Here is an 11,895-nt window from a genome sequence, read left to right as displayed (position 1 = left end):
GCGCTCAGTGCCTCGCCCACGGGTGCCGTAGCCGGATCCAGACGTCCCTGGCCCGCCGGCCGGCCTCGGTGCGGCTCTGGGCCACGAGTGCCTGGGCCTGCTCCTCGGTCTCCACCATCGGGCCGGAGCCGCGCAGCGGTTTGCCGGCGGTCTCGTGCAGGAAGAAGGTGGCGATCAGCCCGATGACACCGGCCGCCATCAGGTAGTACGCCGGGACCATGGCGCTGCCGGTCGCCTGCACCAGCGCGGAGGCGAACAACGGTGTCGTACCGCCGAAGAGCGAGACGGAGATGTTGAAGGAGATCGACAGCGCTCCGTAGCGCAGCCGGGTCGGGAAGAGGGCCGGCAGTGTCGAGGCCGACGTCCCGGCGAAGCACACCAACAGCAGGCCGAGGATCAGACATCCGAAGGCGGGCAGCAGGATGCCGCCGGCCCGGATGAGCAGCACCGCGGGCGCGGCGAGCGCGATCAGGGCGGCGCTGCCCGCCATGAAGACGGGCCGCCGGCCCCACTTGTCGGAGGTGCGGCCGACGGTGGTGATGGTGAGCACCACGACGACCATGGTGCCGAGCACCAGCAGCTGCGCGGTGAGGGGGTCCTCGCCGAGGGTCTCGGTCATGTACGTCGGCAGGTAGGAGGTCACCATGTAGTTGGTGACGTTGTAGAGCAGCACCAGGCTCATGCAGATCAGCACCGCCTGCCAGTGCCGGGTGAAGATCTCCTTCAGCCGTCCGTGTCCGGACTGGCGGGCCTCCTCGACCGGGTCCTCGCCACCCGCGGCACGGACCGCCTCCGCGTCGTGGTGGGCCTGTTCGGCCTCGCGCTGGAAGGCCGGCGTCTCCTCCAGCCGCAGCCGCATGTACAGGCCGATCAGCCCCAGCGGCCCGGCGACGAGGAACGGCAGCCGCCAGCCCCAGTTCACCAGACCGTCCGTGCCGAGGACGCCGGTGAGCAGCGTGACCAGTCCGGAACCGAGCGAGTACCCGACGAAGGTGCCGAAGTCGAGCCAGCTGCCGAGGAATCCGCGCCGGGTATCAGGGGCGTATTCGGCGATATAGGTGGTGGCTCCGGCGTATTCGCCACCGGTGGAGAAGCCCTGCACCAGACGGCAGATCAGCAGCAGAATCGGGGCGGCGAAGCCGATGGTGTGGTAACTGGGCAGAAAGCCGACCGCGAAGGTACTGATCGCCATCATGATCATGGTCGCGGCGAGTACGCGCTTACGGCCGATGCGGTCGCCGAGCGGACCGAATACGAGGCCACCGAGCGGTCGGACGAGAAACGCCGCGGCAAATGTTGCGAACGTCGAGACGACCTGCGCCCCGGGCGAACTCGCCGGGAAGAACACCTTCCCCAGCGTGCCCGCCAGATAGGCGTAGACGCCGAAGTCGAACCACTCCATGGTGTTGCCCAGCGCGGCCGCCGAGACCGCCTTGCGGACCGCGGGCCGGTCCGTGACGGTGACGTCCTGGGGGCTCAGTGGCTGTTTGCGGCGGCGCAGCAGAATGCGCAGCATGCGGTCGGTCGCGGGCGTACCCCCGCGGGCCGGCTTCCGGCCCCGCCGCGGGGTGGGCGGTGGTTGACGTCCGGGGTTCATTTCATCCCGTCATCAGGGCGAGGTTTCGGCATCACGAGCAGAGTGAGTCAGACGCACTCACGATTGCGGTACGCAGCTCTGCTTCTCAGGGCTGCGGTACTCACGTCGTCTCGCGTGTGCCCAGTGATCGCCAGGCAAAACGGCTCACGACCGGAACGCCTGGTGAGCACTTCGCGTAGTCGGAAAGCGGAAAACGCACGAATACCGAGCGGCGAGGCCGAGCGCGTTCATTATTCCCTCGCCCCTTCCCGGCCGGGGAAGCATCCACGGTTCTGCGTGTCGCTCGCCCGCGGGCCGGAAACAGGACGGTGCCCGGACCGGCGCGGCGGCCGGCCCGGGCATCGTCGGGTTGCAGCGGAACGGAACACGAAGACGGGCACTGGGGTGGAGACGGGAGGAAGGGGAGAGAGCCGGGAGGGGGGAAGGGCGTACGAGGCAGATCAGGCACGCCTGTACGAGGAGAGGTGGGCGAAGACCACGACGTTGTCGACGTAGTCCCTGACCTTCCGGTCGTAGGCGCCCCCGCAGGTGATGATCCGCAGCGACGCGTCCGGCACATCGCCGTAGACCCGGTCGTTGGGGAAGTTCGCCTTGCTGAAGGTCTCCACGGAGTCGACCTTGAACGTGGCGATCACCCCGTCCTCACGGGTGATGTTGACCGTACTGCCGGGTTTGAGGGATTCCAGTTGCATGAACACCGCGGGTCCGGTCTTGGTGTCGACGTGACCGGCGATGATCGACGAACCGCGTTCGCCCGGCGTGGCCCCGTCCTTGAACCAGCCGACGAGGTTCTTGTCACCTGCGGGAGGGGCTTCCAGCTGGCCGGTCGGGGTGATGCCGAGCGGGGTGAAGGGCGCGTCGACCGCGATCGCCGGGATCGACAGCCGCTTCGGCGCGGAGCGGGGCAGGGCCAGTCCCGGAGCGACGGTCGGAGCGGATGAGTGGCCGTTCGCCCGGGGGGTCGCGGAGGCGGCCACGGCGTGGGACTGCGGCTGGGGATCCGCCGAGGTGTCGACGGAGTTGTAGACGAGGAGCGAACCCAGCAGAAAGGCTGCCGCGGACCACAACAGGCCGCGCCCGACGGGGCGGGAGGCGGGGGTCCGGGGCGGGTTCTTCTTCGGCTGGGACGACTGCTGGGCGGTCATGTGCGGATGCCTTTCATGAACGGGCGGCGACGAGTCGTGGGGAGGCGGTGGGAAAGGCAAGCGCCGCGGCCACCGTCCACGAGGAACGGTGGCCGCGACGGCGCAGCGGCCTCCGTACGGGGCAGTCTTGTCAGGCCGTCGCAGAGCCCGAGCCGGAACGACGACGCAGCATGTAGGCACCGGCACCCAGACCACCGAGCATCAGCACCGAGCCGGCAGCCATGCTGCTGCCGGACGCGAGGCCACCGCCACCGGTGTGGATGCCGCCGTGCGGCCGGCGGTGGTCGCCGTAGCCACCGTGGTCGCGGTCGCCGTAGCCGCCGTGGTCCCGGTCGCCGTAGCCACCGTGGTCCCGGCCGCCACCGTCCCGGCCGTGGTCCCGGCCACCGTCCCGGCCGCCGCCGTCCCGACCGTGGTCGCGGCCGCCGCCGTCCCGGCCGTGGTCGCGGCCGTGGTCGCGGCCGCCGCCCCGGCCGTGGTCGTCGTCACCGTAGCCGCTGCCCTGGTCCCAGTCGGCGAGCACGGTCTGGGCCAGCGCGCCGCCACCGGTGTGCACACCACCGCTCGGCCGCTGCCTGCCGTGGTCGCAGTTGCGGTACCGGCCGTGGTCACGGCCACCGTCCCGGCCGTAGTCACGACCATGGTCACGGTCCCGGCCGTTGTCACGACCGTTGTCCCGGCCGTTGTCACGGTCGCGGTCCCGGCCGTTGTCGCGACCGTTGTCCCGGCCGTTGTCGCGACCGTTGTCACGACCGTTGTCACGTCCGTCGCCGCGGCCGTAGTCACGTCCGCCGCCACGGCCGTAGTCGCAACGGTTGTCGCGGCCGTGGTCACGGTCGCGGTCGCGGTCGCCGTTCCTGTCGTGATCGTTGTTGGTGGCAGACGACCCGCTGCCCGAGGCAATATCCTCCATGATCATTGCGTGTGCGGCGGGCGCGGAGATTGCGAGGGCCGCTGTGATGGCGGCCGAAGCGAACAGGGTGCGGGCAGTGCGCATGGGGACATGTTCCTTTCGGCGCGACTGCGAAGGCTGACTCTTTGTCGGCACATCGGATCGCAGTAGCGACGTGATCACCGTCAGCCGGATTGCGACCGCGCACCACCGGAGAACGTCGCATTCGAGGTACCCGATGGGCTCTTCGGGTGGCCGAAAGCAGCGGATTCACCCGTTGGACGGCGCGCGTCGTCGGCGTGTCGCGCAACGAGTGGGCTAGGGGTGCGAGGGCGCACTCACCACCGGGATGGTTCACGACTCAACGACTGCGACGGCAACTGCGGCGGCGCTGCAACTGCCACCTCGGCGGTCAACTACGGCCGGGCGGCAGAGAACCCCAGCACCGAGCCGACGCCGACCGGGCCGCCGCCTGGCTGGTCCGTGAACTTCCCTGCGGCGACCGGAAGTTGAGTGCTCACTGACGAAGCGTCACCTTGATCACCTCAGTGCAGCGCACCGGCGCCTTCCTGCTGCGCCACACAGCGCAGAGCGCCCGCACGCCCTGCCCCCACTTGCCCTCCGCCCCGCGATTGCCCTCCCGCTCGTCACCCACCCTGAGGAATTCGTACGGCCAAGAGGCCGCCCCGGGAGGCGTCGCCCGCGCCGCGTGTTCCAGCGGCAGCGGGCGATGGCCAACGGGCGGTCACTCGCCGTATCAGCCGGCGTTCTCCCGAAGCGCCTCCTGGACGATGGCCTCCAGTCGGGCGTGGTGGGCGCCGCGCCAGTAGACGCGGCCGCAGGCGGTGCACTGCGCGAAGACGTCGTACGTACGCTGCGTGCCGTGCTGGAGTTGCTCGCGCACCGAGTCCTTGTCGGCGTCCGCCAGCTCGCCGTTGCAGGCCGTGCAGCGCGTCCAGGGGGCCAGCGCGGGCGCAAAGCGCCTGAGGACGTCGCGGAGTTGGTCGTCGGGCCGGTCGCTGTAGACGAACGCTCCCGCCCAGATCTCCCGTCGGCGCAGCAGCCCCCGGTCCCGGGAGAGCAGCACCCGCCGCTCCTTCGCCGAGAGCGCCGCCAGTGCGGCGTCGCCCGGGTCCTGGTTCGTGTACGCCGCATCGACGCCCAGCAGCCGCAGCCGGCGGGCGAGGGTGCCGAGGTGGACGTCGAGCAGGAAGCGCAGCGGGGCACCGGGGACCTGTTGCGGGCGTGCGACGGCCCGCACCTCGATGCGCTCGCCCGCGCTCGGTACGTGGGCCGGCGTCGCCCCGGCCCCGTCCACCACCAGACCGCCGACCTCGGTGAGCGGCACGCCCAACGACTCGACGACATGGCCGAGCGTCGACGTCCCGTCGGTCACCACGGGGACATCCGCGGCGCTGTGCTCTGCCGCGACGAAAAGGTGCAGCTCAGGGGCGAAGCTGAAGTGGACTACCGGTGCGTTCACGTCGCACAGCATGTCATCGGACGGGACCGGCCGGCCAGCAGATTCCGCCTCGGCGGGCGGCCTCCGCGGAAGCGGTCGCAGCCGGTGGGGAGGCGGGCGCGGCGATCGGCCCGGGGCAGCGGGAACCGCGCACCGCTCAAGCCCGGACGGGATCTGACTACGTACGGACCGTAGTGGTTCGCGCCCTCGGTTGTGCACGGTGGAGCAGGCCCGCGCTCCCCCCTCAGCCCTAGCCTCACTGCCACCCCACGAACATCACCACGACACCCACATCACGACGACACCCACGTCGCGGGGCGTCGACATCAGAAGGCATCGACGTCACCCAAAGGCACCCACATCACGAGCACGACCAACGAGGGGCGGTACCGGTGAACTGGCTCATCCATGACTACCGCGAGAACGATCTCGCCGAAGTGGTCCACCTGATCGACTCCACGGCCGACCTCGGGCAGGAGTCCGTCTTCTCACTCGCCGAGTGCATCAGCGCGCTGACCTCGCGGCAGCCCGCCGTGGTGGCCGTCCACCAGGGAGCGCCCATCGGCGCCGCCCTGGCCTGTGTGGCGGGTGAGCGGGGCTGGGTGATGCGGATCGCGATCTCGTCGGCCTGGCGCGGCCGGGGCCTGGCGAGCGCGCTGCTGGTGGAACTGGAACGGCGGCTGATCGCGGCCCGGGTGAGCCGCATCGCGTACGTCCTGCCGGAGGAGGACCTGCTCGGTGAGGGGTTGCTGAACGCCGGCTACATGCGTCAGCCCGCGGTGGCCTACTTCGAGAAGGTCGAACCGCACCACGGTCCGGCGGCCAGCCTCCTGGAGGACCTCGGCGGGCGGTTCCTGCCCGCCGACCTCTGGGCCAAGGTGGCCGGGATGGAGGCGGAGAAGGACCTGATCGAACGGCGGGTCGTGCTGCCGCTGGCGGAGCCGGAGCGGGCCGCCCGGCACGGGGTCAGGCCGCCGCGGGCGATCGCCCTGTTCGGCCCGCCGGGGACCGGTAAGACCACCTTCGCCCGGGCCATCGCCGCCCGGCTCGGCTGGCCGTTCGTCGAGCTGCTGCCGTCCCGGCTGGCCGACGAGGGCAATCTCGCGGCGGCGCTGCGCAGCGCGTTCGCCCGGATCGCGGAGCTGGAACGGGTGCTCGTCTTCATCGACGAGGTGGAAGAGATCGCTCCGGTACGCCATGAGCCCGCCCAGCCGGGTGGGCTGCACGGCGTGACCAATGAGCTGCTCAAGCTGATACCGGGCTTCCGGGAGCGGGACGAACGGCTGTTGGTGTGCGCGACCAACTCGATCCGCTCGCTCGACCCGGCGTTCCTGCGTCCGGGCCGGTTCGACTACCTGATCCCGATCGGTACGCCGGACCCTGCGGCCCGCTCGGCGATCTGGTCCCGGTACACCGACGGGCGGACCGATGTGGACGTCGCGGCGCTCGTGGCGGCCAGTGAACTGTTCACCCCGGCCGACATCGAACACGCCGCACGGGTGGCCGCGCAGGCGTCGTTCGAGCGGGACCTGGAGTCGGTCGGCGCGGGGGCGGGCACGCACGGCCGGTTCGGCGCGAGCACCGAGGACTACCTCGCCGCCATCGCCCAGTGCCGGCCGTCCGTCACCCCCGCCATGATCGACGAGTTCGGCGCGGACATCACGGCCCACGCCCGCTGCTGACCTGACGGGCGGACTGAGCCGGGGCAGGGCCGGTCCGCCCCGTACGCGTGAGCTCGCCCCCGTACGCGTGGGCCCGCCTCCGTACGCGTACGCCTGCGCCCACGCCCGGCTCCGCCGCCCTCAGCAGCTCAGATTGTCGCCAGGTGGGGTGCCCAGGATCTGCACGAAGCTCTCGTAGTTGTTGATCCGGCTCTGCACCTGACCGGGGTTGCCCCCGTTGCATTCGAGGGACCCGTTGATGCTGCGGATGGTCTCGCCGAAACCGGCCCCGCTCACCATCGCCTGATGCGGTGTCATGGTGCCCGGGCCCTTCTGGGTGTTCCAGTACCAGAGCGCGGTCTTCCAGGCGACGGCGGGATCCTGCTCCACCAGGTAGGGGTTGTGCAGCAGATCGATGCCCAACGCGTCGCCCGCCGCCTTGTAGTTGAAGTTCCAGCTGAGCTGGAGCGGCCCGCGGCCGTAGTAGGCGGCCTGCCCGGCCGGGCACCCGTACGGCTGGCCGGCGTCGCAGTAGTGGGGATAGTTGGCGGTGTTCTGCTCCACCACGTAGACGAGCCCGCCGGTCTCATGGCCGACGTTCGCGAGGAACGCCGCGGCCTCCTGCCGCCGTACGGTGTCGCTCCCGGTGTTCGCGAACTCCGGGTAGGCACTGAGCGCCGCGGTCAGTCCGCTGTAGGTGTAGAACGCATTCCGGTTCGGGAACATCTGGTGGAACTGCGCCTCACTGACGACGAATTCGTCGGCTCGCGCATCGGCCCGGGCTCCGGCCGGACCAGCGGTACAGGAGGAACAGCCCACCGCGGCCGCCACCGGCCCCGTCGGCAGGACGAGGGCGACACCGACGGCCAGCGTCGCGGCACTCAGCACCGCGGCCATACGTGTTCTCATTGCGAAACTCCTTCACGCGGCCGACGGGCGCCGCGAGCCTCAGGAGCAGGGCCGAGCGAGGCGGGGCGGGGCGGCCGCAGGGGTGGGGGACAGGAATCGCGACAGGTTCGCGACAGGAACCGCGACAGGAATCGTGCGCACGGGCATACAGAGAGGGACGAGCCAAGGTCTAGACCAAGTGAAGCTCAACGGAAGGCTAGCCAGCCGCAGTTGGCCATGTCCAGACCAATGCAATGATCACCTCGCCTTGCCTCGCCGCTCCCCCGCCCCGCCCCGCACACCTGTGCCACAGTGACCCCATGGAAATGCGAACGATCGGACTGCTCGGCGGCATGAGCTGGGAGTCCACGGCGGAGTACTACCGGCTGCTCAACGAGCTCACCCGCGAGCGTCTGGGCGGCCTGCACTCGTCCAAGTGCGTGCTCTACTCCGTGGACTTCGCCGAGATCGAACGACTGCAGGTCGAAGGCCGCTGGGACGAGGCGGCCGAGATACTCGCCGAGGCGGCCAAGGCCCTGGAGGCGGCCGGTGCGGACCTGCTGCTGATCTGCACCAACACCATGCACAAGGTCGCCGATCAGGTGGCCGCCGCGACCTCCGTCCCGCTCCTGCACCTCGCCGACACCACGGCCGAGGCCGTCCGCACGCGGGGGCTACGCCGCATCGGACTGCTGGGCACCGCCTTCACCATGGAGCAGGACTTCTACCGCGGCCGCCTCGCACGCCACGGGCTCGACGTCCTCGTCCCGGACGCCGCCGGCCGCAACACCGTCCACAAGGTGATCTACGACGAACTCTGCCTCGGCATCGTCCGCGAGGAGTCCCGGGCGTCCTTCCAGGCAGTCATCGATGATCTGGTCGCGGCCGGCGCCGAGGGCATCGTCCTGGGCTGCACCGAGATCGAGCTGCTCATCGGCCCCGAGCACAGCCCGGTCCCCGTCTTCCCCACCACCCGCCTGCACGCCGAAGCAGCCGTCAACCACGCGCTCGCTCCCTCCGCCCCCTCCGTCCCCTCCGCCCGCTAGCCGGCCGCCGCCCGCCGAGCGGCCCTGAAACTCACGTACGGCCATGGCACGAAGAGCGAGCGAATCCGCCGGCACGCCACACGGGCCACGCGTTCAACTACCCTTTCTCCAACGAATTCTCGAGCGGCCCCGAGGTTTGAAGTGGCGACAGGTACTCTGACGTGGTGTCGCGTACCGAGTTAGAACGACTGGCCAGAATCCGGATCCAGGTCACCGGGGAAACGCTCGAACGCGCCATGGCCGTACTCCAAGGACAGGCCACCGACCCGGCCCCCGAGGTCGACCCCGAGACCGACCACGCCACCGAGTCGGACCGTCCTCTTCCGGATGCCGAGCCCAATGACCCGGATACCGACCAGGCCCCGGATGCCGGCAAGGCCCCGGACGCCGGCGAGGCCCCCGAGGAAGGCCAAGCCCCGGACGAGGACCCGACCCCCCAGCGACGGCCCCACCTCCGCGGCCTCTGACCAGTCACCGCCGGCTCCGAGCGCCCCGCCCCCACCCTTTTCCTCTCCTCGCGTGACGTATTCGCTCCACTACGGAGAGGCGCACCCCGAAGGTGCTTCGGCCCGACGAGCGCCTGCTTGGCCGGAGCGGGGTCAGCGGCTCTCAAGAGGGCGCGCGAGGAGCGGCGTGCGGGGTGCCTGATGTCCGCCGCTGGCCAGCATGCGGACCTCGCCCCGGTCGCTGATCTCGGCGCGGACGATCCCCGACTCGTCCTCGTAGATGGGATAGCCGCCCGCTCCGGCCCGCTCGGTGCGGCGGACGACCACCACGTCGTCCTCTACTGCGGGGGCTTGAAATACCAGCTCATAGCGTTCCGGGTAATCCATGGCGGCCTCCCGATACGGCTTGGCCCTTCCATCGTGACTCAGGCCCGCCGAGCGCGCCTGAGGAAACGGCGCTAGGCCAACGCGGAAGATCGCACAGTGCCCTCACGGAGTGTTTGGGCCCCGCTCCCGTGCGCTGTCACAGGAGCGGGGCGGGTCCGAGAAGCGCCAGCAGCTCGGATAGTTACGGGTCCCACCGTACGGGCCACCACTGACAATCGCGGGCCGGGAGAGAGCATGAGGTGCCGCCCGGACGACCCCCGACAGCGACTGGCCACCCGAAAATTGACCCGGCGCGGCATCGGGGCATCACTCGATCAGGGGAGTACCCTCCGGTCAACCCAGGACCCCGACAGAACGGACGGACGCAGCCGACTACAGACACATGCGCCGACCAAGCCGGGACGAGCCGGGCAGAAGCCTGGAAAGCTGACCCACCCCATGAATGAGGTAGCGGAAGGTGACGAGGAAACCCCACTTCGCGATCGCGACGATCGTCCTGGACTGCCCGGACGCCCACCAGCTGGCCGGCTTCTACGGGCGGCTGCTGGACTGGAAGGTCACCGCCAGCGAACCGGACTGGGTGCTGCTCCGATGCCCTGATGGCGGCACCGGTCTTTCGTTCCAGTCCGAACCGGGCTACCGACCACCGGTGTGGCCCGAACGCCCCGAGGAGCAACAGAAGATGCTGCATCTCGACATCCGTGTCGACGACCTCGACGAGGCCGAGCAGTACGCGGTCGCACTCGGCGCGGTCCGAGCCGAGTACCAGCCCCAGGACGATGTGCGGGTGCTGTACGACCCGGCGGGCCACCCCTTCTGCCTCTTCCGCGACTGACCCCACCTCAACTCCTCTCCTCTCTCCCCTCCTCTCCTCTCTCCTCTCCCCTCCCCCGCCCTTCCCTCCCCTCGGTCCACCTGGAGCCCGCCGGGCTCAGCGCCCGGACGCGGAGCGTGTGGGAATGGACACATATAGGCAGCGCATTGTGTACACCGGAGCATCGGTCCTGGCTGGTCAGGGAGTTGAGGGGGAGACAGGGGCGAGGACCGGATCGCGCCATGTGAGCCACAGCGCTCCGCAGGCGGGGAGGCGTTGTCAGTGTCTGCCCCTAGCATTGCTCATATGTCCCCAACTCCTTCTACCCATATGGGTGTGCCTGTCCCTGTCTCCGAGGCGAACGAATCGATTCGGCGGTTCGTGCGCGCTCGGCGCGGTCTGACGTGGACGGCGCAGGACATGGCGGAGTACGCCGCACTGCTGGAGGTCTGGACCCTGGCGGTACGGTCAGAGGGCGCGGACGTCATGGTGGAAGCGGTCGCGTAAGGTCTCAGCACGCTCACCAGACCAAGATCAAAACGAAGTCGAAACAAGGTCAGGAGAACGTCGGCCCATGCCAGGGCCGCATCGGGCCCGCAGAGAATCAGCCAATCAGCGAGACAGGTGTGCGGCGCCGTCGGCCAGGCCAGCGGACGGGCAGGACCCCAGGCAGGAACACATGAGCACGCCACTCCCCGGCTTCGAGAGCTTCGGCGCCTCCGCAGCAGAGCCGACAGCTGCGGGGAGCGAGCAGGCTTTTTCAGGCGCGCAGGACGCACGCGAGCCGGCCGGCAGCAGGACGACGAGCGCCCGCCGGGAGATCGCCCCCGGCGCCGTACACGTCCCCGGCTGGCTGTCCCTGGCGCAGCAGCAGGCGCTGGTCGTCGCCTGCCGGGACTGGGCGCGCGGCCCCGCGCCGATCCGGCACACCAAGCTTCCGAACGGCGGCGTGATGTCCGTCCAGACCGTGTGCCTCGGCTGGCACTGGCAGCCGTACGCCTACACCCGTACCGCCGACGACGTGAACGGCGCACAGGTCGCCGAACTCCCCTGCTGGCTGGTCGAGTTGGGCCGCAGGGCAGTAGCCGCGGCATACCAAGACAACGATCCCGCCGCAGCGGCCGCGTACCCGTCCCCCACCTACCCACCCGACATCTGCACACCCCGCGCCTACACACCCGACACCGCACTGATCAACTTCTACGACGACCAGGCGAAGATGGGCATGCACCAGGACAAGGACGAGCGCTCGGACGCGCCCGTGGTGTCCCTCAGCATCGGCGACCGCTGCGTCTTCCGCTTCGGCAACACCGAGACGCGCACCAAGCCGTACACCGACGTCGAGCTGGCCTCCGGCGACCTCTTCGTCTTCGGCGGGCCGTCCCGCTTCGCGTACCACGGCGTGCCCAAGATACGACCGGGCACCGGCTCCCCCGCCACCGGCCTGGCCGGCGGCCGCCTCAACATCACCCTGCGCATGACGGGCCTCAAGGGCTAGAAGGAGGGGATGAACTCCCCACGTCAGGTCCACCAGGCCAGGCCCGCCAGGCCAGGTGA

The 11,895-nt window shown here is 70.0% G+C and carries 12 protein-coding genes; 6 read left to right on the top strand and 6 right to left on the bottom strand.

The features are described 5' to 3' along the window. Positions 1–4: 4 nt before the first annotated feature. The 4 genes from proP to ACZ7MX_RS16995 all read right to left on the bottom strand — a co-directional run bounded on the left by proP (position 5) and on the right by ACZ7MX_RS16995 (position 5,129). Positions 5–1,516, bottom strand: a complete 1,512-nt coding sequence (proP, locus tag ACZ7MX_RS17010) for a glycine betaine/L-proline transporter ProP (protein ID WP_472132797.1) — start codon at positions 1,514–1,516, stop codon at positions 5–7. A gap of 521 nt (positions 1,517–2,037) precedes the next feature. Continuing rightward, positions 2,038–2,742 carry a class F sortase gene (locus tag ACZ7MX_RS17005; protein ID WP_472132795.1) on the bottom strand — a complete coding sequence of 235 codons (705 nt, stop codon included), beginning with the start codon at positions 2,740–2,742 and terminating at the stop codon, positions 2,038–2,040. A 130-nt stretch (positions 2,743–2,872) separates the two neighbouring features. After that, positions 2,873–3,655 carry a hypothetical protein gene (locus tag ACZ7MX_RS17000; RefSeq protein WP_472132794.1) on the bottom strand — a complete coding sequence of 261 codons (783 nt, stop codon included), beginning with the start codon at positions 3,653–3,655 and terminating at the stop codon, positions 2,873–2,875. A 736-nt stretch (positions 3,656–4,391) separates the two neighbouring features. Continuing rightward, complete coding sequence (locus tag ACZ7MX_RS16995) at positions 4,392–5,129, bottom strand: Mut7-C RNAse domain-containing protein (protein WP_472132792.1); 738 nt, start codon at positions 5,127–5,129, stop codon at positions 4,392–4,394. Between the two features lie 359 nt (positions 5,130–5,488). Between ACZ7MX_RS16995 and ACZ7MX_RS16990 the strand changes: the two genes are divergently transcribed. Continuing rightward, a complete protein-coding gene (locus ACZ7MX_RS16990; protein ID WP_472132791.1) occupies positions 5,489–6,778 on the top strand; it encodes an ATP-binding protein in 1,290 nt (429 codons plus the stop codon). 120 nt (positions 6,779–6,898) lie between these two features. Here ACZ7MX_RS16990 and ACZ7MX_RS16985 read toward each other — a convergent pair whose 3' ends face one another. Then, complete coding sequence (locus ACZ7MX_RS16985; protein WP_472132789.1) at positions 6,899–7,666, bottom strand: chitinase; 768 nt, start codon at positions 7,664–7,666, stop codon at positions 6,899–6,901. A 305-nt stretch (positions 7,667–7,971) separates the two neighbouring features. On the opposite strand from ACZ7MX_RS16985, the gene ACZ7MX_RS16980 reads away from it, so the two are divergent. Together ACZ7MX_RS16980 and ACZ7MX_RS16975 are read left to right on the top strand one after the other, a co-directional pair. Then, positions 7,972–8,691, top strand: a complete 720-nt coding sequence (locus tag ACZ7MX_RS16980) for an aspartate/glutamate racemase family protein (protein WP_472133270.1) — start codon at positions 7,972–7,974, stop codon at positions 8,689–8,691. Positions 8,692–8,855: 164 nt separating this feature from the next. Further along, positions 8,856–9,158: a hypothetical protein gene (locus ACZ7MX_RS16975; RefSeq protein WP_472132787.1), complete on the top strand. Its 303-nt coding sequence runs from the start codon at positions 8,856–8,858 to the stop codon at positions 9,156–9,158. 132 nt (positions 9,159–9,290) lie between these two features. On the opposite strand, the gene ACZ7MX_RS16970 is transcribed toward ACZ7MX_RS16975, so the two are convergent. Beyond that, a complete protein-coding gene (locus tag ACZ7MX_RS16970; protein WP_472132785.1) occupies positions 9,291–9,524 on the bottom strand; it encodes a DUF6296 family protein in 234 nt (77 codons plus the stop codon). Positions 9,525–9,981: 457 nt separating this feature from the next. Here ACZ7MX_RS16970 and ACZ7MX_RS16965 point away from each other — a divergent pair, with 457 nt between their 5' ends. From ACZ7MX_RS16965 to ACZ7MX_RS16955, 3 genes are all read left to right on the top strand, one after another. After that, complete coding sequence (locus ACZ7MX_RS16965; RefSeq protein ID WP_472132783.1) at positions 9,982–10,359, top strand: VOC family protein; 378 nt, start codon at positions 9,982–9,984, stop codon at positions 10,357–10,359. A gap of 315 nt (positions 10,360–10,674) precedes the next feature. Continuing rightward, positions 10,675–10,845, top strand: coding sequence for a hypothetical protein (locus tag ACZ7MX_RS16960; RefSeq protein WP_472132781.1), 171 nt, complete (start codon positions 10,675–10,677; stop codon positions 10,843–10,845). Positions 10,846–11,017: 172 nt separating this feature from the next. Then, the gene (locus tag ACZ7MX_RS16955; protein ID WP_472132779.1) at positions 11,018–11,836 is read left to right on the top strand and encodes an alpha-ketoglutarate-dependent dioxygenase AlkB family protein; all 819 of its coding nucleotides are present in this window, start codon (positions 11,018–11,020) and stop codon (positions 11,834–11,836) included. The last annotated feature ends 59 nt before the right edge of the window (positions 11,837–11,895 follow it).

This window comes from Streptomyces sp. NPDC107765 (assembly GCF_055657085.1).
Note: the sequence above shows the minus strand (reverse complement) of the source record. Positions and strands in the feature narration are given on the sequence as shown.

Excerpts from the sequence above, each read along its gene's own strand:
- ACZ7MX_RS16970 (WP_472132785.1), bottom strand. The coding sequence starts at position 9,524 with ATGGATTACCCGGAACGCTATGAGCTGGTATTTCAAGCCCCCGCAGTA.
- ACZ7MX_RS17000 (WP_472132794.1), bottom strand. The coding sequence starts at position 3,655 with ATGGAGGATATTGCCTCGGGCAGCGGGTCGTCTGCCACCAACAACGAT.
- ACZ7MX_RS16955 (WP_472132779.1), top strand. The coding sequence starts at position 11,018 with ATGAGCACGCCACTCCCCGGCTTCGAGAGCTTCGGCGCCTCCGCAGCA.
- ACZ7MX_RS16995 (WP_472132792.1), bottom strand. The coding sequence starts at position 5,129 with ATGCTGTGCGACGTGAACGCACCGGTAGTCCACTTCAGCTTCGCCCCT.
- ACZ7MX_RS17005 (WP_472132795.1), bottom strand. The coding sequence starts at position 2,742 with ATGACCGCCCAGCAGTCGTCCCAGCCGAAGAAGAACCCGCCCCGGACC.
- ACZ7MX_RS16980 (WP_472133270.1), top strand. The coding sequence starts at position 7,972 with ATGCGAACGATCGGACTGCTCGGCGGCATGAGCTGGGAGTCCACGGCG.
- ACZ7MX_RS16985 (WP_472132789.1), bottom strand. The coding sequence starts at position 7,666 with ATGAGAACACGTATGGCCGCGGTGCTGAGTGCCGCGACGCTGGCCGTC.
- proP (WP_472132797.1), bottom strand. The coding sequence starts at position 1,516 with ATGCTGCGCATTCTGCTGCGCCGCCGCAAACAGCCACTGAGCCCCCAG.